Below are 25944 nucleotides of genomic sequence, written 5' to 3' on the forward strand. Positions count from 1 at the left end.
CTCAACTTTGCAGGTTGTCCGCCTATCAGTTGACTATTTGGTTCGCTTCTGCAACCCGTTTTGAGGAAAGCAACTCTGTTACCGTACCCATTGTTAACCCCTTATTTTTGATTATTCGGATCATCCCTGGCAGTGCATCTCGGGAAGAAGGTGTAGGATGCATCAAAATGAGCGAGCCTGGTTCGACACTGGTGGATAGCCGCTGCAGAATGCGGTCAGCCCCGGGATTTTTCCAATCAATCGTATCAAAAGTCCATAATACCGTCTTTAGTTTAAACTCAGCAGCTACTTGCACAGTTTCTTGGTTAAAATAACCCGATGGCGGCGCAAAAAGCGTGTTGTTCACACCTAACTGCTGCTTGAGCAGTTGCTCGGTTTTGGAGATTTCCTCCACGGCCTTACTTCGACTGACGTTTCTCATATCCTTATGGGAATAAGCATGATTAGACAATTCATGACCTGCACTCTGGATTGTTTTTGCCATCTCTACATTTTTATTCAACCACGAGCCATCGAAGAAAAATGTGGCGTGCACGTTTTCTTTGCGAAGTGTCTCAAGAATGCTCGGCAAATACTCATTGCCCCATGCAACATTGATCATAAAAGAGACCATGGGCTTTTTGGGATTGCCTTTATAGATTGGGTTTGGTCCCAGATCATCTAATTGGATACTAGGAGTAACTTCTTTCATGACGTAATTGATTTTGCCAGGTGTCAACTTATGTTCAGCAAGTTTAAGTGTTTCCGCAATATCGACTTCAAGCCCGTTATAGCCTGGAATTGCTTTCCACACAGAATCTATTTTCGCATTGATAGGAGCAATTTTACGTTTTTCCGCTTCTTGTGTAATTATATCTAATAAATTATTGCTTTTAGACGGATTAGATGGGGTGGAACCAACTGGCTCCATTGCGAAAACTGGAAGCGCTTCTTCGTCCTCCCAATCTGTCCCGAATACATAGGGACTTTGTCCATTTTGCACGGACTGAATATAAGTACCTACATTAGGGATAGTATCTAAGGCAAGCATGATCATAGCAAAAAAACTTCCCAGTAGAAGCCATTTCTTGTAGCGCATAGACTGATCCCCCTTCTCCTCATGTCCTGAGTGTATGCAGAAAGGGACAAGAGTAGAACAGAGCATGTCCATGTCTAACTGAATAGCAAAAAAGAGACAGATTGATCTGACTCTTTATCCATAACTCAACCTATGAAAAAGGGACTTCACAAGTCACTCGGCCCTAAGTTTGAGCCGGGACTTGCGAAGTTAATGTAGCTTTGCGAGAAAGATTTACTCTGCCTTGTTGGTCAATTTCTGTTACTTTCACTGTGATTTGATCGCCAACGTTAACGACATCTTCCACTTTCGCTACGCGTTCTGTGGAGATTTGAGAAATATGAACCAGTCCTTCTTTACCTGGCAAAATCTCAACGAAAGCTCCGAACTTCTCTACGCGTTTTACAGTACCAAGATACGTTTCACCGACGATAACTTCACGCACAATACCTTCAATAATGGAACGTGCTTTTTCGTTCATTGCTTGATTAGAGGAAGCAATGAAGACACGGCCGTCTTGCTCGATATCAATTTTCACGCCAGTTTCTTCGATAATTTTGTTGATGATTTTACCGCCAGCTCCGATAACATCACGGATTTTATCTGGGTTGATGTTCATTGTCAAAATTTTCGGCGCGTATTCGGAAAGAGTTTTCTTCGGCTCCGAAATACGTGAAACCATTTTGCCTAAAATGTGCAAACGACCTTCTTTAGCTTGTTGCAAAGATTGTTGAAGAATGCTGCGATCGATACCATCGATTTTGATATCCATTTGAAGCGCTGTAATTCCTTCTGCTGTACCAGCAACTTTGAAGTCCATATCGCCAAGATGATCTTCCATCCCTTGAATATCAGACAAAATGGAGAAATGATCGCCATCTTTAATCAGACCCATCGCGATACCAGCAACTGGTGCTTTAATTGGAACCCCTGCGTCCATAAGCGCTAATGTACTTGCACAAATACTTGCTTGGGATGTAGATCCGTTGGATTCCAACACTTCAGATACAAGACGAATCGTGTAAGGGAAGTCAATTTCGTTAGGAATGATCGGCTCTAAAGCTCTCTCTCCTAGTGCACCATGTCCGATTTCACGACGACCTGGTGGACGAAGCGGTCTTGCTTCACCTACGGAGAATGGTGGGAAATTATAGTGATGCATGAAGCGTTTCGTTTCTGTAAGATCCAAGCCGTCCAGAATCTGAACATCGCCTAATGCGCCTAATGTACAAATGCTTAGCGCCTGAGTTTGTCCACGTGTGAACAAACCAGAACCGTGTGTACGCGGCAACAAGTCAATATCGCAGTCGATCGCACGAATTTCTTCCAATTTACGTCCATCTGGTCTTACTTTGTCATGTGTAATCAAACGACGAACTTCTTCTTTAACGATATCATAAAGTGTTTCTTTAACATCGCCTAACAATCCAGGTGTTTCAGCATACAACGCTGTGAAATGTTCCACCGCATCAGCATTCACAACATCAATTGCTTCTTGTCTCGCATGTTTCTCGGAAATTTTGATGGCATCAACAAGTCTAGCCTGCGCGAAGTCGCGAACTGCTTTGTTTACTTCAGCGTCAACCGCATGGAGTTTAACTTCCATTTTTGGCTTGCCTGCGATTTCAACCAATTCTTCAATAATAGCAACAATTTTGCGAATTTCATCATGTCCGTACATAATAGCTTCGAGCACAACGTCCTCGGATACTTCGTTGGCGCCTGCTTCAACCATCATGATTGCGTCTTTCGTTCCAGCAACAGTTAAATGAAGATCACTTTTCTCTGCTGTCTCACCCGTTGGGTTGATAACGAATTGACCATCCACGCGGCCGACAATAACACCGCCAACAGGACCGTTGAAAGGAACGTCAGAGATTGCAAGCGCTGCAGAAGTTCCGATCATTGCCGCGATTTCGGGTGGACACTCTTGATCCACGCTCATTACCATGGACACGATTTGGACGTCGTTACGGAAACCTTCTGGGAAAAGCGGACGAATCGGACGATCCGTCAAGCGGCTCGCAAGAATAGCCTTTTCACTTGGGCGACCTTCACGCTTAATAAATCCGCCTGGAATCTTACCTACGGAATATAGTCTTTCTTCATAATTCACAGTCAACGGGAAAAAATCCAGATCTTTCGGTCCGCTGGATGCTGTAACTGTACTTAGCACAACCGTATCACCATAGCGAACGGTAACTGCTGCGTTGGCTTGTTTGGCAAGTCTGCCCGTTTCAAGAATGAACGGTTTACCGCCAAGTTCCATTTGTACCCTTTTCTCCATAAAATCCTCCTAAGGAAATTTCTTATTCATTATGTGTCTTGATGCGCATTCACAGAAAAAGAGGTCAATAACCTCAAACTTTAGACGCCGTATGTATCGAGCAAAATGCCTAGCACCTGAGTCATCCTCTATTTCTGCGTAGTGTCTAGTATTTCCTTCTTTTTCCGTTTTAAAAATACAAGAAAAAGCAACCTCGTTGCCATTCTCTGCGCAAGCTTTATCAAGCCCAGCAAAGGAGCAACAGGTTGCTTCTCATTGTCGGTTTTATCGACGCAAACCAAGCTTCACGATCAAAGCACTATAACGGCTTGCATCTTTGTTCTTCACGTATGCTAGAAGCTTACGGCGTTGTCCAACCATTTTAAGCAAACCACGACGGGAGTGGTGATCTTTCTTGTGTGTACGAAGGTGGTTCGTAAGGTTAACAATGTTCTCTGTAAGGATTGCTACTTGTACCTCAGGTGAACCCGTATCGGTATCGTGTACCTTGTGAGTTTGAATCAGTTGTGTTTTGCGCTCTTGTGTTAATGCCATGATTGTTCATCTCCTAAATTCTATTGTATCCCCGTAAGCCTAGAAATCGCCGATGATAGCGTCTATCCAAGCTTAGGTTCATGCCAAAGGAATTGTCCTCTGGGCAACGTTAATCAGTATAACATAATCGCATAGTAGAAGTAAATGTTTGTTTCTACTGTGGCAATTATCATTTATTTTTTGCAGCTTCCGCATCGACCTTGATTTGTGCGACCAGTTCGTCAATGGACGAGAACTTACGCTCTGGGCGAAGAAAAGCAATGAGTTCAACCTTCATGTGTTCGCCATAAATTTGCTCAGAGAAATCAAATAAATGAGCTTCAAACGATGGCTTCAATTCCCCAGTAGCGAAAGTCGGCTTCACGCCAATATTCATGACACCTTTATAGGTTTCCCCTTTGATAGAAGCCTTAATCGCATACACGCCATTTGTAGGGATGACATAAGCCTCATCCAATTGAAGATTAGCCGTTGGAAACCCTAACAGTCTTCCCCGTTTTTCTCCATCTACCACGATACCGCTAATGCTGTAGGGACGACCGAGCAGTCTAGTAACTGTGTCAATATCCCCTTGTTGCAATGATTCACGAATGAGTGTTGAACTAACTTTTTCGCCGTCCATTTGAAAGGGTCTCACCACTTCTACAGAAAATTTCCCGTGACTCAATTCACAAAGCGAATCCGGGTTGCCTTTGCCTTGATAGCCGAAAGTAAAATCAAAACCACAAATGACACTGTTCACACCAAGCCGATCCAATACTTGATCCACGAATAGTTCCGGGGACAGCCGCATTAGCGAAGCATCGAAGGTAACAATGTAGGTATGATTGACACCCAGCGAGGCAAATATCTCCATCTTCTCTCTCATTGGTGTCAAAAGATCAATATATTTATCCTGCCCCATTACCGCTCTAGGATGCGGATGGAAGGTCATGATAGCCGTTGGAAGATCAAGCTTTTGGGCGGTAAGTAAGGCTCGTCCAATGACCTCTCGGTGTCCCAAGTGTACACCATCAAAATCACCTATAGCCACTACCTGCTCTCCAACAAAAACACGCGGAGTATCAAAATCAATGGGATATGATATTGGTATTATTTGCATATAAGTTCAATTCACCTATCCATTTCAACCTGTCCCTGAATGTAATGGGTTAAAGAAATACTTTTGAAGGGATCAGGATTTGGCTAGCGCTATTCCATTCAAATAGCCCTAGAAACCTTTTATCCGGAGAATAAGCACGGAGCAAGGTTTGTGAACCCGCCGCTGCACCTAATATACGACTCTCAGCCATTGTAATCCTTTTTCCTTGCTGCGCATGAATAGCTTCTTGTTCGGAAAGCTCCACAGATGGAATATGAGAAATCGCTTGATCCATAGGAATCATACGGACTTGCAACACGCCTTGTGCTTTCAAGTCTTTGATTTGCTCAAAGGTTAAACACTGTTCCTGACGGATACTGCCTGTAGAAGTCCGAATTAAGCTTTTCATAACCGCAGGATACCCTAAAGCTTTACCAATATCAACGCATAAGGTTCGAATATAGGTCCCTTTAGAGCAAGAAACACGAAAATGTATTTCCGGATGCTTTTGCTGCAAATCCATATGAAGTATGTCTAACTGATGAATGGTTACTTTGCGAGATTTGCGCTCTACTTCCTTACCCTCGCGGGCTAGCTCATACAGCCGTTTCCCGTCGATCTTAACAGCTGAGAACATTGGAGGAGTCTGTTCGATCTCTCCAACAAAGCGAAGCAAAGCCTCGCGGACAACAGCTTCATCCAATTGTACAAGTGGAACTTCCTCTAGTACGTTGCCAGTCATATCTTCTGTATCTGTTGAAAGGCCAATTCGAAGATATGCTTCATATTCCTTCGGCAGTTCCTGTATATATTCAACCATCCGGGTTGCTCGTCCGATGCAAAGCGGCAGTACCCCTGTCACTTGCGGATCTAATGTTCCGGTATGGCCGATACGTTTAATTCCAAGTATACCTCTGACTTTGGCTACAACATCATGGGATGTGAACCCTTCTGGTTTCCAAACAGGCAAAATGCCTTCTAGCGTCATATCAGCTTGCTCCCTACTTCCTGAACCATTCTTGCTACAGCTTCTTCAATTGTTCCTTGGATTGTGCAGCCTGACGCACGCACATGACCGCCTCCACCAAGGGATTGAGCGATCGCTGCAACATCGACAAGTCCTGAAGAGCGCAGACTTACTTTAATTACACCGGGCGCCTTCTCTTTAAATAGCATACCCACTTCGACGCCTTCCACATTACGAGGATAGTTCACGAGTCCATCTAAATCCTCGCTAGAAGCCCCAGTAGACTCTAAATCAGATAAAGAAACCGCGAGCCACGCTAGTTTGCGTTCATGCGCAAATGATAGGGTAAATAACGCCTTCTGAAGAAGAACAATTTGCGAATACGTCACTCGCTCTAATACTTGCTCAGCAATTTCGGATCCCTGCACGCCCAAAGCAAGCAAAGTCGCTCCAATTTGCATAACTTCCGGCGAAGTATTCGAGTAACGAAAGCCGCCTGTATCTGTAAGCAACCCCGTGTAAATACAGTCCCCAATAGCCAAATTCAAACTCATGTTCATATGTATAGCTAAATCATACAAGATTTGAACAGTCGCGGCCGCATCATGTTTAATCAAATGACACGAACCAAATCTATCATTGGTTGGATGATGATCAATATTGAGCAGCTGGGCCTGTTCATCAAAAAGAGTGCTGACCCTACCTATTCTGGAGAAATCAGCACAATCAACACTTATTATGGTCTTGTAACGTCTACTAGGAACTTCTTTGCTAAAATCAAGTACCTGATCGCTTCCCCATAGGTAGGAGAATTTAGAAGGCATAGCGCCCTCATTCATCATGGTAAAGGTCTTACCAAGTTGACCCAGAAGCCAACCCATCGCGTATGTAGAGCTGGCGGCATCTCCATCCGGCTGGATGTGAGATACCACCAAGAAATCATCATGCTGCTCGATAAACTTAGCTGCTGCTTCCAGCTGCTCGCTGTATTCGGTGGCATGCATCATTCTGTTACTCATACATTTGGATTTCCTTCCTGGTTTATCTTGTGGAGCAGGTTTTCGATATGACTGCCGTAATCGATAGACGAATCGAACTTGAATTGTAATTCCGGGATCTTCCGTAACCGAATTCGTTTGTTAAGCTCAGAACGGATGTAACCGGAACCTGCAGAAAGCGCCTTGATAGTGGCCTCTTTCTGTTCGTCCGTACCCATAACGCTTAGAAACACTCGCGCTAAGGAAAGATCATTTGTTACTTCAACACCCGTAACAGTTAGGAAACCAATTCGCGGGTCTTTTAATTCGGATTGAATGATTTGACTTATTTCTTTCTTGACTTGCTCGCTTACTCGACCTACACGCACTCTAGCCATTTGTTATCACCTCTCAACGGACTCCATGATGAAGGCTTCGATAATGTCGCCCTCTTTAATATCATGATAACGCTCCAGAGATATACCACATTCATAACCTTGTGCTACTTCTTTTTGGTCATCTTTAAAACGTTTCAAGGAATCAATTTTGCCTTCATGCACGACAATACCGCTGCGGATCAAGCGAGTTTGAGCGTTACGAGCAATTTTACCCGAAGTAACCATACAGCCGGCAATTGTTCCTGAACCCGTAATTTTGAACACGTTACGTACTTCTGCTTGACCAAGAACAACTTCTTTGAAGATTGGATCCAGCATGCCTTTCATTGCTTGCTCGATTTCTTCAATAACGTTGTAAATGATATTATGCAGACGAATATCAACTTTCTCTTGATCTGCTGTAGCTTTCGCAGCAGACTCTGGACGAACGTTGAACCCGATAATAATCGCATTAGACGCCGAAGCAAGAATAATATCAGACTCCGTAACCGCCCCTACACCATGATGCAGGATTTTGACGCGAACGCCTTCCACTTCGATCTTCTCAAGTGAACTTTTCAGTGCTTCAACAGATCCTTGAACGTCACCTTTGATAATGACATTCAAATCCTTGATTTCGCCATCTTTGATATGCTTGAAGAGATCATCCAATGTCACGCGTGAATTAGCCGTCATCTCGGATTGACGCAGTGCAATGGAACGACGATCTGCGATATCTCTCGCTTTACGCTCATCTTCATACACCAAGAATGGATCTCCAGCTTGAGGAACATCAGTTAGACCTGTGATTTCGACTGGCGTAGATGGACCTGCTTCTTTCAAGCGTTTGCCCTTATCATTAACCATCGCTCTGATACGGCCGAAGTGAACGCCAGCAACGAAGCTGTCTCCTACTTTAAGCGTACCATGTTGAATCAGGACACGAGCCACTGGGCCTCTTCCTTTATCCAACTCAGCTTCAATAACCGTTCCTCTTGCACGTTTGTTCGGGTTAGCTTTGTACTCTTGTACTTCCGCCACGAGCAAGATCATCTCTAAGAGATTTTCAAGTCCGATACGTTGTTTCGCGGAAATTTCACAGAAAATCGTATCCCCGCCCCACTCCTCTGGAACCAATTCATAGGCTGTAAGCGCCTGTTTGATTTGGTCAGGATTCGCGCCTTCTTTATCAATCTTATTCACAGCTACAATGATTGGAACGCCTGCCGCTTTAGCGTGGTTAATCGCTTCTACGGTTTGTGGCATTACACCGTCATCTGCAGCTACGACGATAATCGTAATATCCGTAACTTGTGCACCGCGGGCACGCATGGTTGTAAATGCTTCGTGACCAGGTGTATCCAAGAACGTGATCTTTCTATGGTTAACTTCAACTTGATACGCCCCGATGTGCTGCGTGATTCCGCCAGCTTCGCCTTCGGTAACGCTTGTTTTACGAATAGCATCAAGAAGTGTCGTTTTACCATGGTCAACGTGACCCATAATCGTAACAACTGGTGGACGCTCAAGCAGATCTGCCTCATCATCCACTTCTTCAATCGTCTCGAAGTTGTCTTCTTCGACTTTAATTTTAATCTCAACTTCAACGCCGAATTCAGTTGCAATCAATTGAATAGCGTCCAAATCAAGTTCTTGGTTAATCGTCGCCATTGTTCCTAAGAACAATAGTTTTTTGATAACTTCAGAAGCATCTTTGTGGAGCAATTTGGCTGTTTCACCAACCGTCATGCTGCCGCGAACGATGATTTTCTTAGGTGTGTTATCAATTTTCTCTTTCTTAACCGTTTCTTGCTGATATCTGCCACGGTTATTACCACGTTGGTTGCCACGGTTGTTACCTGATGGCCCACGGTTGCCGCCAGAGCGGTTATCATCAAAACGCTTAGGCGTTGGTTTGGATTTCTTAGTTGTAATCACACCAGCCTTAGCTGCTGCATCATCTAATTCAGCTGCTGTTGCACCAACATGGAACTGCGGCTTAGCTTCTTGAATAACGGGTCTTCCACTTTGGTTATTGTTACGGTTGTCAAAAGGTTTGTTTTGACGATTTGGTCCTGTACTACGGTTAGGGCTCGCTCCTTGCGGACGGCCACTATTCGCGCTTTGTCCGCCGCCAGTAGATGCACCTGCACCTTGGTTAGGACGAGATCCCGCATAATTGCTATTGGTACGTGGAGCTCCGCCTTGACCTTGACCCTGGTAGGAGCCTTGGCCGCTTGGACGTTGGCTGTTATACCCGCCAGTTGATCCACCACCACTTGGACGTTGCCCACCTTGTGAAGAGCCTTGGTAGCCGGTACGTTGCCCGCCTTGACCCTGTCCTTGGCCTTGATAACCCTGGCCACTTGGACGTTGCCCACCTTGCGAAGAACCTTGGTAGCCCGTACGTTGTCCGCCTTGTGAGGAACCTTGACCGCTTGGACGTTGTCCGCCTTGGCCTTGGTAACCTGTGCGTTGTCCACCTTGACCTTGGCCGCTTGGACGTTGTCCGCCGCCTTGCGAAGAGCCTTGAGGACGTCCATCACGCTGAGGCTGAGATGGGCGACTTGTCGCATTGGATGTAGATTGCGTAGTTGTTGTTGGTTGTGTTGTTGGTTGTGTTGATTGTTGTGGTGTCACTGCACCACTAGTTGTATTGTTGGCTGATTGTTCTGAAGAAGCAACAGGCTTAGAAGCCCCCGTTGCTGCACCTTTATTCTCTTGTGCTGGAGCCTGCGATGCAGGATTCTGATTCGTCGTTGATGAACTCACATTTCCTCCGTCCGTAGCTGCTCGTTTGGCAGCCGCATTAGCTTTTATATCACGGAAAAATTTCTCCACGGAACTAACCGCGTCATTTTCCATTACACTCATATGATTGTTAACAGGAATATTTAAACGTTTGAGGATGGTGATAATCTCTTTACTACTCATGTTGAGCTGTTTGGCGTATTCGTATACGCGGGTTTTGTCTTTATTATCTTGTTGTTTATTGGTCAATATGTTCCACCTCCGCAGGATTTTCTTGACTTTTCTGCAGCATCTGCGCGAAGCCTCCGTCCAATACACCTATGGTGACACGCATCTCTTTACCAATGCTGCGGCCCAATTCATACTTCGTTGCAATTTCTATGAGAGTAACCCCATAAAATTGGCATTTGTCCTGAAATTTCTTACGTGTATTAGCCGAAGCATCCTCCGCCATAATGACAAGTTTGGCTTCTCCCGAACGAATAGCTTTAAAGACGCCTTCATCGCCGGTAACAAGCTTTCCTGCCCGCATCGCTAAACCCAATTGGTTAAAAAATTTAGGATTCATCTTCTGATTCCTCCTCTTTGGAAGAGAGGAATTCATCTTCAACCCGAATAAAATCCTGTTCCAGTTGGTCATAAATATCAGCGCTTACGGCATGCTTAAGTGCTCGATCCAAGGCTTTGCTTTTCTTTGCCAATTTAAAACAAGAAACCTTACCGCATAAGTAGGCACCGCGCCCGGATTTTTTCCCTTTAAGATCAATGAGAATGTCATCTTCAGGCGTTTTGACGACGCGGATCAATTCCCTCTTCGGCATCATTTCCTGGCAGGCCACGCATTTTCTCAGAGGGACTTTTCTCTGCTTCATTCCGATCACCCCTTGCTTCCAAACAAAAACTTAATCGATACTGACTGAATCTTGATGCATTTCTTCTGTATAAGTTTTCACTCGGCCAAATTCTTGTTCCGCTTGTGTTTCACTCTTAATGTCGATTTTCCAGCCCGTCAATTTAGCAGCAAGTCGAGCGTTCTGCCCTTTGATACCAATTGCTAATGATAGTTGGTAGTCTGGAACAATGACGCGTGCCATCTTTTCATTTTCATGAATTTGAACTTCAAGAACTTTGGAAGGGCTTAGCGCATTCGCCACGTACTCTTCCACGCTTTCCATCCAACGAACAATGTCGATTTTCTCGCCGCGCAGCTCAGTAACAATCGTTTGAACACGTAAACCTTTGGGTCCAACACAGGAACCTACAGGGTCAACCTCAGCATTGCGTGAGTGAACAGCGATTTTGGAACGGAATCCTGCCTCACGGGCCACTGAACGAATTTCGACGACACCATCAAAAATTTCAGGCACTTCGAGTTCAAATAGACGTTTAAGCAAACCAGGATGTGTACGGGATAAAATGATTTGAGGTCCCTTAGTCGTATTCTCCACTTTGGTGATATACGCTTTGATCCGATCGCCTTGTTTAAACTTGTCTGTTGGCATGAGTTCAGTTAAAGGCAACACAGCCTCCACTTTACCTAGATCAACATAAATGTTGCGTTGATCTTGACGCTGAAGAATACCCGTAACGATATCTTCCTCTTTGTCAATAAACGCATTGTAAATCAATCCTCGCTCAGCTTCACGAATACGCTGCGTTACGACCTGTTTTGCTGTTTGAGCAGCAATTCTACCAAAATCGCGAGGCGTAACTTCAATTTCAACAATATCTTCCAGTTGATAATTAGGATTAATTTCACGCGAAGCGTGGAGCGAAATTTCCAATCTTGGATCGAGTACTTCCTCAGTTACGGCTTTGCGTGCAAATACCTTGATGAGACCAGTATGACGATTGATATCTACGCGCACATTTTGCGCAGTATTGAAATTACGCTTATAACTTGAAATCATCGCTGCTTCAATTGCATCGATAAGTAACTCTTTAGAGATACCCTTCTCACGTTCAATTTCCGACAGCGCTTCGATGAAATCCGTGTTCATTTGAACTGAGTCCCCCCCTTCAATAAGTAACGGTCACTAAAATACGATAGCTAAACGAGCGCTTGCTACCTTAGTGAACGGAATAGTAACTTTCTTTTTCCCAATTTCAATGATGAGATCTTGTTCGTCAAAGGATACCAATAATCCTTCGAACTCCTTGGAGTCCTCGATCTGCTCATAGGTCGTAACAAATACGTGACTGTTCACGGCCTTGTAATAATCTTGCGTCTTCTTCAATGGACGTTCAGCCCCTGGTGAAGAAACTTCCAAGAAATAAGCATCAGCAATCGGATCTTTCTCATCCAATTGAACACTAAGGTATTCACTGATACGGCCGCAATCATCTATATCAATTCCGCCTTCTTTGTCAGCGTAGACGCGAAGGAACCAATTGCTGCCCTCTTTGACATATTCAATATCCACGAGTTCAAATCCATTTTGTTCAATGAAATCCTTCAGCATGTCCTCAATGACGGATTTGATGTGTGCTTGTGTAACCACAGATAAATGTACCTCCTAAATTGACTTTCCCCAGTCATAACCCGAAAAGTCCTATATCAAAATGTAAAGAGTGGGTTTCCCCACTCTTTAATCACAAGATGATATCCTCATTATTGCCAATAAAAATTATACCATAACCAATCTTTGCATTACAATAGCAAACTTGTTAATGATTTTCACTTGACAGCTTATTTCTCAACTGAGCTACGCAATGAAATCTAGAAAAGTGACAACTGATTAGATTCCGGCATACCTCGGAAACATCCCATCGACGTTAATAGCTCGATGACAGTTTTGGAAGCTTTAGAACGATTCTGGAAATCCTCGATAGAAAGGAAATCTCCCTCGTCTTTGGCAGCTGCAATATTCTTCGCTGCGTTCTCCCCAATACCTGACATCGCAGCAAATGGAGGAATCAGTGAGTTGCCATCAATTGTAAATCGTGTCGCATCCGAACGATAGATATCAATTGGCTTGAAGCTGAAGCCACGAGACGTCATCTCAAGCGACATCTCCAGAATGGAGACCATGGCTTTTTCTTTGGGAAGCGCCTGAAAACCCTTTTCTTCAATTTCAATCAATCGTTTCAAAATAGCGTCATACCCTTGGCACAACAATTCGAGATCGAAGTCAGCCGCACGAACACTAAAGTATGTGGCGTAGTAAGCAATTGGATGATAAACCTTGAAGAATGCTGTACGAACAGCAGAAATAACGTAAGCAGCAGCATGCGCTTTTGGAAACATATATTCAATCCGTTCACAAGATTCAATATACCACGCTGGCACATTACAGCGTTTCATCTCCTCTTTCCATTCATCCGTGAGACCTTTACCTTTACGCACACTCTCTGTAATTTTAAACGCTAATCCCGCATCCATGCCTGCTTTATAAATTAAGAATAGCATGATATCATCCCGACAGCCAATAACGGTCTTAATATTGCATATTCCCTTTTTAATCAGCTCTTGAGCGTTACCTAACCAAACGCCCGTTCCGTGAGACAAACCAGAAATTTGCAGTAAATCGGCAAACGAGGTCGGTTGGGTCTCCTGAAGCATCTGACGCACAAATTTAGTTCCCATTTCTGGAACTCCATAAGTAGCAACTGGGGAACGAATCTGATCCGGAGTTACATTAAGTGCTCCTGTTGAGTTAAAAATACTCATTGCTTTCGGATCATTCATTGGAATACTCGTCGGATCAATCCCCGTCAAATCCTGCAGCATCCTCATCATCGTCGGATCGTCGTGTCCGAGAATATCTAGTTTGAGCAAATTGGCATCAAATGCGTGATAGTCAAAATGGGTTGTTTTCCACTCTGAATTCTTATCATCTGCAGGAAATTGAACAGGTGTAATATCATCAACTTCCATATAATCAGGAACTACAACAATACCACCAGGATGCTGCCCCGTACTACGCTTAACTCCCGTGCAACCTGCAGCTAACCGATTCAACTCAGCGCCCCGCCATTTCTGTCCTTGCTCTTCTTCATATTTTTTCACGAAACCGAAAGCCGTCTTCTCCGCAACTGTGCCAATGGTACCCGCACGAAAAACACATTTCTCTCCGAAAATTTCTTTCGTGTAATTATGGGCAATCGGCTGATATTCACCTGAGAAGTTCAAATCGATATCGGGAACCTTATCTCCTTTGAAGCCTAGGAATGTTTCAAAGGGAATATCATGTCCGTCACCTTTAAGATTTCCGCCACAATCCGGGCATACCTTGTTCGGGAGATCGAATCCGCTCGGAACACTACCGTCCAGGAACCACTCACTATGCTGACATGAGGCACAAATATAATGCGGGGGCAGCGGATTAACCTCGGAAATACCAAGCATCATGGCAACTACGGAAGATCCGACAGATCCCCTTGAACCGACAAGGTAGCCATCTTTATTAGACTTTTTAACCAGTCGTTCGGAGATCAAATAGTTCGCAGAGAAGCCGAATTTAATGATTGGAACAAGTTCTTTTTCCAACCGGGCCACAATAACCTCTGGGAGTTCTTCGCCGTAGAGACTTTTCGCTGTAGCGTAACAGGTATCTCGAATTTCATCGTCTGCGCCTTCAATGATTGGCGTGAACAGCTTATCAGGGAAGAGCTCGATCGCTTCGAACCGGTCAGCCAGTTCATTCGTGCTGCGCACAACAACCTCTAAGGCCTTCTCTTCACCCAGAAATTTAAACTCTTCCAGCATTTCTTTCGTGGTACGGAAGTGAGCATCTGGTTTCTTCATCGATTTAAGCGGGCTAAAGCCTGTAATCCCGTTAATGGTGATGTCACGGCAAACTTTCTCTCGAGGATGCAGGTAATGAACATTTCCTGTTGCAATAACTGGTTTCCCTGTTTTATAACCGATTTCACAAACGCGGCGTACAGCATTTTCGAGATCCTCAACACTGCCAACAAGCCCTTTTTCAACGAGATGCATATTGTAACTTACTGGTTGGATTTCCAAAATATCATAGAACTCTGAAACTTGTTCAGCCTCTTCGATCGTTTTGTTAAGAACAGCCTCAAAGAACTCCCCTTTTTCACAACCGGACGTAATGAGAAGCCCTTCTCTAAACTCGACTAACACGCTCTTCGGTATCGTAGCGCCTCTTTGCAAGTAGGTCGTATGGGATAAAGAAATAAGTTTAAATAAGTTCTTTTTACCAACCGCGTTTAGAGCATAAACACAGCAATGGAAAGGTCGCTGATTCGACAAATCTTTACCCACGTAATCATTTAGTTTGGCTAGACTCGTTATTTGTCGATCATTAGCCTCATTAATTAAATGATAGAGCACAAATCCCAATGCAATGGAGTCATCAATCGCACGGTGATGGTTATCTAGGCCAACCTTAAATTTATCGGATAAAGTGTTCAATCGGTGATTCTTCATGGACGGGAACAAGAATCTGGCCAGTTCCAATGTATCTAATACAGAGTTCGTAACATCAGGCAAGCCCATTCGCTTCAGATTGGCTTGTAGGAAGCCCATATCGAAGCGCGCATTATGTGCTACAAGGACGGAATCCCCAATAAATTCTACAAACTTTGGAAGCTCCTCCTCAATATCAGGCGCGCCAACCACCATATCATCTGTAATATTCGTTAATTGTTGAATGTTATAAGGAATTTTCTCATGCGGATTAATGAACGTTGCAAAACGATCGATTTCCTTACCATCTTGCATTTTAACACCGGCAAGCTCGATGATTCGGTTATTTATGACAGATAGACCTGTTGTCTCAACGTCGAAAATAACATAGGTCGCCTGCTTCAAGTCAATATCCCTGCCATTCATGACGATGGGCACAGAGTCATTCACAACATTAGCTTCAACGCCGTAAATCACTTTAATCCCGTGTTTTTTGGCGGCTTTGCCCGCATCAGGAAAACATTGAATATTGCTGTGGTCCGTGACTGCAATGGCTTTATGTCCCCATTTTGCAGCCATTTTCACATACTGATCAATTGGAGTTAAAGCGTCCATCGTGCTCATCGTAGTATGTAAATGGAACTCTACACGTTTCTCAGCCGCATCATCCATTCGATCCTTGGGCGCCATTACTTCCGTCAAATCATTTGGAATCATAACGAGCTCAGGGATTTGCATGAATCGGTCATACTCAACCTTACCTCTAGCTCTGATCCATGTTCCGTTCTGAAGCAAACTCATAATCTTCACGTCGTCTTTGGACTTTGCAAATACCTTCATCGCCATGGAGTCCGTAAAATCCGTCAAATTGAAAGTATACAACGTGTTACCGTTTCTTAATTCCTTAACATCTAAGCCGAAAACAGTTCCTTGCACTGTAATTTTCTTCTCTTCTTCTTTAATATCCTTCAGCGGAGTCGGTACTTCCTTAATGTCGTACCCAATGACGAGCTTCAAATCATCCGGTAATGAAGACTCTTCTTCTTCCATATCAATCGACATCATAATTTCTTGTGTAATCGTCTTCTCACTTTGCTCGCGCTGTTTGGCAAACTTCTCGTATTCCGTTTCTACATCGGCAGAATCGCTGATCGCATATTTAACCGTTAAATCCGTTTGGAAATAGTTATGGAAAAAATCTCGAATGAATGCATCTATATTCTTCTTCTTGGCAAGCTCTAATCCGATCGCATCCAGCATAATGAGGGATAGTGATTGCCCTTGTACTTCAAATTTGGCTTTAGCCATCCAGCCGTTAATGGAAGGCACTTCGCGCTGCAGCCATTCCATAAATAAGCTCCAGTATTCATCTACCAAAGCAGCCGGCTCCGCCCCTTCAAACTTCCAAATAAAACGAATCTTCGCAATTTGCGCGAATTTTTCTTGAATCATTTTACAAAAAGAGCGGTAAATGTTCTGAGGCACTAATTCATTTTTCACCAAATAAAAAGTCCAGTCGCGATTCTTCCGACTTATTTCTACTTGATCGATATAGCCTTCCGTAAAAAATGATCGCACGACATCGGCTGGAATCTCCGCTTGCTGCATCAAAAGCTCAAAGCGATTCCGTTTATCAGCCAAATTACTCATGAACAGCCTCCCCATAAAAATACGAAGGGCAATGGATGACTTGCCTCCATTTGCCCTTATTGTAGTAATTAGTAACTGCGGCCAAATACGACCGTATGTTTAGCAGCATCGCCGCAAACCAGACATGTTGCCTTCGTTTCTGTAGGTGTGAAAGGAATATTACGACTTGTCGCACCTGTTTCTTGCTTCACTTGTTCCTCGCATGCGTTAGAACCGCACCATCCAGCTAAAGCAAAACCACGTTTTGTTTCAAGGAAAGTCTTGAATTCATCGATAGAATCCACGGCAATGTAATGCTCATCACGGAACTGCTTGGCTTTATCATACATCTGCTGATGGATCTCAGCAAGTAAATTTTGCACTTCTTCGACAAAATTCGCTTGTTGCACGATTCTCTTTTCTCCACTTACACGAGATACAAGAACAACTTGTCCATTCTCCATATCGCGGGGTCCCAATTCAACGCGAATTGGGACGCCGCGCATTTCGTATTCATTGAATTTCCAGCCTGGGCTTTGATCAGCACGATCGTCCACTTTCACGCGGACACCTGCTTTTTTAAGATCAGCGTACAGCTCGTCTACTCGCGCGATAACTTGATCCCGCGTTTTTGGAGGACCAATTGGAATCATGATAACTTGTGTTGGAGCAACTTTTGGCGGCAGAACCAGACCTCTGTCATCTCCATGAACCATGATCAGCGCTCCGATAAGACGAGTACTTACCCCCCATGAAGTCGTATGCGCAAATTGATGTTGATTCTCGCGATCCAAGAATTTGATATCAAAGGCAACTGCGAAATTCGTACCCAGGTAGTGAGAGGTACCCGCTTGTACTGCTTTTCCATCTTTCATCATCGCTTCAATCGAGAAAGTATCAATTGCACCAGCGAATTTCTCGGAAGGTGTCTTTTGACCTACGATAACAGGTATAGCCAAGAAATCTTCCGCAAATTGACGATACACTTCTAACATCTGCATGGTTTCGCGGCGTGCATCCTGCTCATCTTCATGTGCCGTATGGCCTTCTTGCCATAGGAATTCAGTTGTACGCAGGAAAGGCAGAGTACGCTTCTCCCAACGAACCACATTCGCCCATTGGTTAATCAACAAAGGCAGATCACGATAGGAGTTGATCCATTCGGAGTACATATGTCCGATCATGGTTTCGGAAGTAGGGCGAATCGCCAAACGTTCTTCTAGCTTCTCCCCGCCTGCTTCTGTCACCCACGGCAGCTCTGGATTAAAGCCCTCTACATGCTCTTTTTCCTTCTGGAAAAAGCTTTCTGGGATAAATAGAGGGAAATAAGCATTCCTGTGGCCGGTCTCTTTGAATTTGCTGTCCAACTCGCGTTGAATGTTTTCCCAAATTTCGTAGCCGTCCGGCTTAAACACGATACAGCCTCGAACCGGAGAATAGCTCATCAGATCCGCTTTTTTGATCACATCTATGTACCAACGGGAGAAATCTTCCCCCTGTGGTGTAATCTCTTTAACAAACTGCTTATCGTTTGACATAAACCCTCCTAGATCATTAGAACTATCCCTTAATTAAACGTAAAATATCATTATACGTTACGGCCACCATTAGCAGCATGAGCAGCGCAAACCCAACGAAGTGAACCATACTCTCTCGGTTCGGATCAATTGGCTTGCCGCGAAGCGCCTCTAGTCCCATGAACAATAGTCTGCTTCCATCTAAAGCTGGGATCGGCAACAAGTTAAATATCCCAAGATATAAACTTAATGTAGCCATCCACGAGAGAAAAACAGTTATTCCCATTTGGGCAAATTGGGCAGACACTTGTGCTGTTCTAACCGGACCACCTAAATCATCGAGTTTAAATTGCAGCATCACTAGCTTCTGCAGACCAGTTACGATTCCGATTGTTGTCCCAACAACTTGCTCATAAGTTCCACTTAAGACTTCAGTAAATGAAGCAGTTCTCCTGTCACCTGAAATCACAACACCTAATTTTCCAGCACCGGCTTCCATTTCTGGTGTTACCTGTAGAGACAGCGGGTTTCCTGAGCGGTCAATTACCCAAGTCATTGGCTTCCCTGCAGATGATTGAATCGTCGTCACCAACTTCTCGCGGTCATCGCCAATTGGCTGGTTATCAATCGAAATGATGATATCTCCCTTTTGCAACCCTGCCTTCTCTCCGGCCTTACCCGCCAGCACGGAATCCAGCTTTACATTCGTAAAGACACCCGACATGATGACAACGATCAGGAATAGCACAATCGCTAATAGAAAGTTCATCACAGGTCCCATTACAATAGCAATCGCCCGTTTACCAACAGTTTTTGATCCGAATTGCCGATCGTATGGCGCGATCTGTGTTTCGACTCCTTTGGTAACCATCAACGCTTCACGGTCAATGGGATAAGTCACTCTTTCTCCATCCACATCGAGTGAAACTTGCAGTGTTCTTTCTAGATCGATTTGTTCCACAACACCCAAAATGACATTGGAGCGACGGTCTAATTGATCGAGAAAAAGGGAGGACACTTCATTTTGTTTATTTAATTTAATGGCAATGGTTTGTCCAGGGTTCACTTGAACAATTTCCGGATCTTCTCCAGCCATACGAACAAAACCACCGATGGGTAGCAAGCGAAGCGTATAGCGAGTTTCCCCTTTTTTATATGAGAAAATCTTGGGTCCAAAACCTATGGCAAACTCTCTAACTAAGATGCCTGCGCGTTTTGCAAAGTAAAAATGCCCCCATTCATGAATCGATACAAGAACGAAAAACATCAAAATAACCTTCAATCCAACTTCTATGGCTGACAAGTCGTATTTCCTCCTTCATGGACAGCATGTTCTTAGATTACCATTATTGAACCGCTGAATACAAGCTATGCCCGTTTAGCACAGTATACGAGTCGGGAGAATGAATTAGACGTACCTGTAACCAGAGAAAAAAAGAGCCGAGCCATACTCACTGACTTAAGCTCTTAACACATTAAAATTGAATAGACTCCGCGAATGATCTAGCCCATTGATCCTGCTCATGAATGAGATCCAGCTCAGGATTGGAATAAGACTCATGCTTCTGTAACGCTGCTTCAATGACTTGCTCGATTTGTAGAAAAGTGATTTCCCCTTTGAGGAATCGAGCAACAGCAATTTCATTGGCTGCATTGAAAACCGTCGGTGTCGTTCCACCTTGTCTACCACTCTCATATGCCATCCGTAAACAAGGGTACCTTGTATAATCCATCTCGCGGAAATGCAGTTTACCAATCGCAGCCAGATCAAGCCTCTTAGTCGGCGTCGTGTATCTGTCAGGATACGTTAAGGCATACTGAATTGGCACACGCATGTCCGGGTTGCCAAGCTGAGCAATGATGCTGTTGTCAACAAATTCAACGTAGGAGTGAATGACACTTTCCGGATGAATTAAAACATCAATTTGATCATAAGAAAGATCGAACAGCCAGTGTGCCTCAATGACCTCAAAACCTTTGTTCACCATCGTGGCTGAATCGATTGTAATCTTTGCGCCCATCGACCAATTCGGATGCTGTAAGGCTTGTTCAACGGTAACACCCTCTAGCTCAGCGCGAGTACGATCGCGAAAGGAACCGCCAGATGCTGTTATCGTTATTTTGGAAACTTGCGATCTGTTTTCACCGTTTAAACATTGATAAATCGCTGAATGCTCGCTATCAATCGGCAGTACAACGACACCTTTTTTACGTACAGCTTCCGTAACGATGTGTCCCGCACTCACTAAAGTTTCCTTGTTCGCAAGTCCGATGTGTTTCCCAGCATCTATTGCAGCAAGTGTAGGTTTTAAACCTTGACTTCCAACCAAAGCAGTAACAACTAAATCAGCGTCTGTGGCTGCGGCTACTTCAATAAGTCCTTCTTCACCATATACAACCTTCGTGCCAGATGATACGTTCATCAGAACTTCGTCTGCTAACTCTTTCGTTGCAACGGAGACAAGTTTCGGTTTGAACTGGTTAACTTGCTCAATCAATAACTTTGTATTATATCCACCAGATAAAGCTTCGACCTGAAATTTCTCTGGGGCATGTTGAACGATATCTAACGTTTGTGTACCGATAGACCCCGTTGAACCTAAAATGGCAATCCGTTTCATGATTAAGCACCTCGCCCATGACAATTACATAGGTATTATTCCGATCAAATAAACAAAAGGAAACACAATTAGCCAACTATCCATCCGATCCAGCACACCGCCATGACCGGGGAGCAATGTTCCCGTATCTTTAATTCCTTTAACACGCTTATACGCTGACTGAATCAAATCGCCTACTTGTCCAACAACAGCAATGATAAAACCAAGTGCCAACGCTTTGCCAAACCCCAGTAAATCCGGGGCAAACCAAGCAAATATGAACGCCGCGATCATAGAGATAACAACGCCGCCAATTGCGCCTTCTATTGATTTCTTAGGGCTAATTTGTGGCCATAGAAGGTTTTTGCCCAGCTTGGAGCCAACGAAATATGCACCTGAATCCGAAGCCCAAATGCAAACAAAAACAAGGATTGTCCAAAACAAGCCGTGCTCTGCCAAACGTGCCGCGATCATATAATAGAAGCCAAAAGCAATATAGACAACGCCTAACAAAATGACCGATACCTGATCAATGGTGATTTTATTTTTGGAAGCTACAGTTATAAATAAAAGTAAGAACATAGCAAACCAAATGATCGCACTTGTGGAAATTGGAGAAGTTATCCCAACGAATTCCCAAGGAATTGTAACGTACAACAGTGCTACTAATCCAACAGCGCTTGTTAACTTATACTTCATGTAGCCATTCATCTGCAAATATTCCCGGTAGCCAAGAATCGAAAGCAATACGATTAAACCTGCATACCAGTAACCGCCTAATACTAATAGCGTAATAAAAACAAGCCCAGCAATAACCCCTGTAACGATCCTTTGTTTCAAGTTGAATCCTCCTAGATGAACAACTTCAAATCCGGCAGCAATTCGTTAAAACCGTCACCGTTTAGGAGAAATCGAAAGGATCACTTACAGTCCTCCGTATCTTCTCCCACGGCGTTGGTATTCAGCGATGGCCTGCAAAAATAAAGATTCTGTGAATTCCGGCCAATAAGCATCAGTAAACCAAAGCTCTGAATACGCCAATTGCCACAACAGAAAATTGCTAAGTCTCAACTCACCGCTCGTGCGAATTAACAAATCGGGATCTGGTAGATCTGAAGTAAGCATATACGATGAAAAACGAGTTTCGTCCAGCTCTTCGGTCTGCAGCTTGCCGCTTTGAACATCACGAATCATATCCTGCACACCAGCAATCATTTCTTTACGTCCACCATAGTTTAAGGCAAAGTTCAAAATGAGTCCTGTATTATTTTTCGTCCGTTCGATAGCACCTTCTATGGCGTTTAACGTATAGTCAGGCAAGCCTTCTTTCCAACCCGTCATCCGGATACGGACGTTATTCTCGATTAGCTCTTCAATTTCCAAAGGAAAAAACTCTTGTGGAAGCTTCATCAAAAACTCCACTTCTTCCTTGGGTCTCTTCCAATTTTCTGTGGAAAAAGCATACATCGTCAATACTTTAACACCGATCTCATTAGCTGCCATCGTAATTTTCTTTACATTCTTCATGCCGGAATGGTGCCCGGCTACGCGTGGCAAACCTCTTTGCTTTGCCCAGCGGCCATTTCCGTCCATAATGATAGCGACATGCGCTGGCACTTTGTCCAATTCAATTTCTGGTCTAGCAGCAGATGCTTGCTGATCTTTCATTCCGAACCATTGCTTAAATCGCTTGAGCACAGTTGTTCCTCCCAACTAGGGAAAGATGAAAAACCCCCAGCGACTACCCGGGGGCATATCTATCTTATACTTCCATGATTTCTTTTTCTTTAGCAGCCAAAACTTTTTCAACTTCAGCTACGAATTTATCCGTAAACTTCTGGATATCTTCTTGATGCTTACGGGATTCATCTTCCGAGATCCCTGCTTTTTCAAGCTTTTTGATCTCGTCATTCGCATCGCGGCGAATATTACGAATAGCCACTTTGGCTTCTTCGCCGAATTTTTTGGTCATTTTAACAAGATCCGTACGACGCTCTTCCGTCAGTGCCGGGATCACAATTCGAATTACGATACCATCATTGGATGGTGTTAAGCCCAAATCAGACTTCATGATTGCTTTCTCAATAGAAGACATGGAGCTTTTGTCCCATGGTTGAATAAGCAAAGTACGTGAATCAGGAGTAGTTAAATTCGCTAGTTGATTCACAGGTGTCATTGCTCCGTAATATTCCACTTGAATACGATCCAATAAAGAAGGCGTAGCACGACCAGCACGTAGCGAAGTTAAGTCTCTTTTAAGTGCGCCGATGGCTTTATCCATCCGGTCTTCTGCGTTCTTTTTCACTGCTTGTGGCATCGATTAGACACTCCCTTTAACTGTAGTCCCAATTTTCTCGCCAAGGACCACTCGTTTAATATTCCCTTTTTCTGTAATGTTGAACACCACTAACGGGATGTTGTTATCCATACATAGGGAAGATGCGGTTGAGTCCATGACACCTAAATTATTACTGATAACTTCCATATAGGTCAACGTTTCAAACTTCTTAGCTGTTGGATCTTTGAATGGATCTGCTGAATATACGCCATCCACTTTATTTTTGGCCATGAGAATGACTTCCGCTTCAATTTCAGCTGCTCTTAAAGCCGCTGTCGTATCAGTAGAGAAGTATGGATTCCCTGTACCCGCTGCGAAAATGACAACTCTCGACTTTTCCAAGTGACGAATTGCTTTTCTGCGAATGTAGGGCTCAGCCACTTGTTGCATTGTAATGGATGACTGTACTCTTGTAGGCACTTCAATATTTTCCAATGCATCCTGTAGAGCCAAGGAATTCATAACGGTCGCAAGCATCCCCATATAGTCCGCAGTTGCACGGTCCATACCTTTTTCACTGCCTGCGATACCACGCCATATGTTACCGCCACCTACTACGATAGCGACTTCTACGTTTAATTCAACTACGTCTTTCACTTGCTGGGCGATGGAGGTAATGACTTCTGAATCAATGCCGTACCCTTGCTGTCCTGCCAGAGCTTCGCCGCTCAATTTGAGCACTATTCTTTTATAAAAAGGTTGACCCAACTTGTATAACCTCCGTTTCCATGCATGAACAAACTTATTGGCTAAAAAAGAAGGAACACCAAGTGTTCCATCTTTTTGAAGTAGCTATTATAGTTTAACTTGGGACATAACTTCTTCTGCGAAGTTTTCTTGTTTTTTCTCAAGGCCTTCACCAAGACCAAAACGTACGAAACGACGAATGGAGATGTTTTCGCCGATAGCAGCGATTTTCTCGTTCAACAATTGGTCGATCGTTTTGTCTGGATCTTTAACGAATTGTTGCTCCATCAAGCAGAACTCTTCGTAGTATTTACCGATACGTCCTTCAACCATTTTGTCAATGATTTTCTCAGGTTTGCCTTCGTTAAGTGCTTGGTTGCGAAGAATTTCTTTTTCTTTTTCCAAAGCTTCTGTTGGCACTTCTTCACGACGAACATAAGTTGGGTTAGCCGCTGCGATGTGCATAGCGATATCTCTACAGAAAGTTCTGAATTGTTCTGTTTTACCTACGAAGTCAGTTTCACAGTTGATCTCAACAAGAACACCAACTTTACCTCCAGCGTGGATGTAAGATTCTACTGCGCCTTCAGTTGCGATACGACCTGCTTTGTTAGCTGCCGCGGAAAGACCTTTCTCGCGAAGCAATTCGCCAGCTTTTGTGATATCACCATTTGCTTCTTCAAGCGCTTTTTTGCAATCCAACATTCCTGCGCCTGTTTTTTCACGTAATTCTTTCACTTGTGCTGCTGTAACTGCCATTGAAAGAAACCTCCCGTTAGTGGTTTAATATGTAACGCCTTTGCTTTAAAAAAAGGGTGGTGACAGGCTGTTACACCTTCCAACCACCCTTTTCTCATTCCTATAAATTAAGCTGTTGTTTGTTCGCCTTGGTGTGCTTCGATAACTGCGTCAGCAATTTTCGCTGTAAGCAATTTAACCGCACGAATCGCATCATCGTTACCTGGGATCACGTAGTCGATCTCGTCCGGATCACAGTTCGTATCAACGATACCAACGATTGGGATACCCAATTTACGAGCTTCTGCAACAGCAATACGCTCTTTACGTGGATCGATAATGAATAGTGCGCTAGGCAAGGATTTCATGTTTTTGATTCCGCCCAAGAATTTCTCAAGACGATCTTTCTCTTTACGGAGAATGATAACTTCTTTCTTAGGTAGAACTTCGAATGTACCGTCCTCTTCCCATCTTTCAAGAGTTTTCAAACGGTCAATACGTTTTTGAATGGTTTGGAAGTTAGTAAGCGTACCACCCAACCAACGTTGGTTGATGAAGTACATTCCGCAACGTTCTGCTTCTTCAGCAACGGAATCTTGGGCTTGTTTTTTTGTTCCTACGAAAAGGATTGTACCATTATCTTCAGATACGGATTTAACAAAGTTGTAAGCTTCCTCAACTTTTTTAACCGTTTTTTGTAGATCGATAATGTAAATTCCGTTTCTTTCTGTGAAAATGTACTTGTCCATTTTCGGGTTCCAACGACGTGTTTGGTGACCGAAATGTACGCCAGCTTCTAAAAGCTGTTTCATGGAGATAACTGCCATCCCCAATCCCTCCTCTAAAATGGTTTATTTGGTATCCGCCGCCTGTCGCATCTTTGCATAAAACTTACCTAAGTAAGCACCAATATACAAATTGACTGGCGTGAGTTTTTAACACCGTGAATAAATATACCACAACTCAAATCCCTATGCAACCTTTTGTCGATAACGTATTTTCGTGATGAAATAGGGATGTCTTAATA

At 43.8% G+C, this 25944-nt stretch carries 22 protein-coding genes; all 22 read right to left on the reverse strand.

Translation table 11 applies throughout. From position 1 onward, the window contains the following. Positions 1-25: 25 nt before the first annotated feature. Positions 26-1078 (reverse strand): polysaccharide deacetylase family protein, encoded by a 1053-nt coding sequence (locus AC58VC_RS08930; protein WP_497368473.1) that lies wholly within the window; start codon positions 1076-1078, stop codon positions 26-28. Positions 1079-1241: 163 nt separating this feature from the next. Beyond that, positions 1242-3344, reverse strand: coding sequence for a polyribonucleotide nucleotidyltransferase (gene pnp, locus AC58VC_RS08935; protein WP_497368474.1), 2103 nt, complete (start codon positions 3342-3344; stop codon positions 1242-1244). Between the two features lie 264 nt (positions 3345-3608). Continuing rightward, positions 3609-3878, reverse strand: a complete 270-nt coding sequence (gene rpsO / locus AC58VC_RS08940) for a 30S ribosomal protein S15 (RefSeq protein WP_145656385.1) — start codon at positions 3876-3878, stop codon at positions 3609-3611. 169 nt (positions 3879-4047) lie between these two features. Further along, positions 4048-4980: a bifunctional riboflavin kinase/FAD synthetase gene (locus AC58VC_RS08945; RefSeq protein WP_497368475.1), complete on the reverse strand. Its 933-nt coding sequence runs from the start codon at positions 4978-4980 to the stop codon at positions 4048-4050. Between the two features lie 49 nt (positions 4981-5029). Continuing rightward, positions 5030-5947, reverse strand: coding sequence for a tRNA pseudouridine(55) synthase TruB (truB, locus tag AC58VC_RS08950; protein ID WP_497368476.1), 918 nt, complete (start codon positions 5945-5947; stop codon positions 5030-5032). Beyond that, on the reverse strand, positions 5944-6945 hold the full coding sequence (locus AC58VC_RS08955; protein ID WP_497368477.1) for a DHH family phosphoesterase: 1002 nt from the start codon (positions 6943-6945) through the stop codon (positions 5944-5946). Before AC58VC_RS08955 ends, truB begins: the two co-directional genes overlap by 4 nt. Then, positions 6942-7301, reverse strand: a complete 360-nt coding sequence (gene rbfA / locus AC58VC_RS08960; RefSeq protein WP_497368478.1) for a 30S ribosome-binding factor RbfA — start codon at positions 7299-7301, stop codon at positions 6942-6944. Before rbfA ends, AC58VC_RS08955 begins: the two co-directional genes overlap by 4 nt. A gap of 6 nt (positions 7302-7307) precedes the next feature. Then, entirely contained in the window at positions 7308-10280 is a 2973-nt protein-coding gene (infB, locus tag AC58VC_RS08965) for a translation initiation factor IF-2 (RefSeq protein ID WP_497368479.1), read from the reverse strand. Beyond that, positions 10270-10599, reverse strand: a complete 330-nt coding sequence (locus AC58VC_RS08970; RefSeq protein ID WP_497368480.1) for a L7Ae/L30e/S12e/Gadd45 family ribosomal protein — start codon at positions 10597-10599, stop codon at positions 10270-10272. The genes infB and AC58VC_RS08970 overlap by 11 nt, the downstream gene beginning before the upstream one ends. After that, entirely contained in the window at positions 10589-10903 is a 315-nt protein-coding gene (rnpM, locus tag AC58VC_RS08975; RefSeq protein WP_326060276.1) for an RNase P modulator RnpM, read from the reverse strand. Before rnpM ends, AC58VC_RS08970 begins: the two co-directional genes overlap by 11 nt. 30 nt (positions 10904-10933) lie before the next feature. Beyond that, entirely contained in the window at positions 10934-12031 is a 1098-nt protein-coding gene (gene nusA / locus AC58VC_RS08980; protein ID WP_497368481.1) for a transcription termination factor NusA, read from the reverse strand. 36 nt (positions 12032-12067) lie between these two features. After that, positions 12068-12532: a ribosome maturation factor RimP gene (gene rimP, locus AC58VC_RS08985; RefSeq protein ID WP_328803399.1), complete on the reverse strand. Its 465-nt coding sequence runs from the start codon at positions 12530-12532 to the stop codon at positions 12068-12070. Positions 12533-12750: 218 nt separating this feature from the next. After that, the gene (locus AC58VC_RS08990) at positions 12751-17058 is read right to left on the reverse strand and encodes a PolC-type DNA polymerase III (RefSeq protein ID WP_497368482.1); all 4308 of its coding nucleotides are present in this window, start codon (positions 17056-17058) and stop codon (positions 12751-12753) included. Between the two features lie 68 nt (positions 17059-17126). Next, entirely contained in the window at positions 17127-18575 is a 1449-nt protein-coding gene (gene proS / locus AC58VC_RS08995) for a proline--tRNA ligase (protein WP_497368483.1), read from the reverse strand. 22 nt (positions 18576-18597) lie between these two features. Then, on the reverse strand, positions 18598-19857 hold the full coding sequence (gene rseP, locus AC58VC_RS09000) for an RIP metalloprotease RseP (protein ID WP_497368484.1): 1260 nt from the start codon (positions 19855-19857) through the stop codon (positions 18598-18600). Positions 19858-20029: 172 nt separating this feature from the next. Then, positions 20030-21175, reverse strand: a complete 1146-nt coding sequence (locus AC58VC_RS09005; RefSeq protein ID WP_497368485.1) for a 1-deoxy-D-xylulose-5-phosphate reductoisomerase — start codon at positions 21173-21175, stop codon at positions 20030-20032. 24 nt (positions 21176-21199) lie between these two features. Further along, on the reverse strand, positions 21200-21994 hold the full coding sequence (locus tag AC58VC_RS09010; protein ID WP_497368486.1) for a phosphatidate cytidylyltransferase: 795 nt from the start codon (positions 21992-21994) through the stop codon (positions 21200-21202). 84 nt (positions 21995-22078) lie between these two features. Continuing rightward, the gene (gene uppS, locus AC58VC_RS09015; RefSeq protein WP_497369003.1) at positions 22079-22822 is read right to left on the reverse strand and encodes an undecaprenyl pyrophosphate synthase; all 744 of its coding nucleotides are present in this window, start codon (positions 22820-22822) and stop codon (positions 22079-22081) included. A 94-nt stretch (positions 22823-22916) separates the two neighbouring features. Next, positions 22917-23471, reverse strand: a complete 555-nt coding sequence (gene frr, locus AC58VC_RS09020; RefSeq protein WP_157321196.1) for a ribosome recycling factor — start codon at positions 23469-23471, stop codon at positions 22917-22919. 3 nt (positions 23472-23474) lie between these two features. Further along, positions 23475-24200 carry a UMP kinase gene (pyrH, locus tag AC58VC_RS09025; protein ID WP_145656416.1) on the reverse strand — a complete coding sequence of 242 codons (726 nt, stop codon included), beginning with the start codon at positions 24198-24200 and terminating at the stop codon, positions 23475-23477. 87 nt (positions 24201-24287) lie between these two features. Next, complete coding sequence (gene tsf / locus AC58VC_RS09030) at positions 24288-24938, reverse strand: translation elongation factor Ts (RefSeq protein ID WP_029195234.1); 651 nt, start codon at positions 24936-24938, stop codon at positions 24288-24290. Between the two features lie 107 nt (positions 24939-25045). Beyond that, positions 25046-25744, reverse strand: a complete 699-nt coding sequence (gene rpsB / locus AC58VC_RS09035) for a 30S ribosomal protein S2 (RefSeq protein ID WP_145656420.1) — start codon at positions 25742-25744, stop codon at positions 25046-25048. Positions 25745-25944: the final 200 nt, after the last annotated feature.

This window comes from Paenibacillus sp. J22R67 (assembly GCF_059692175.1).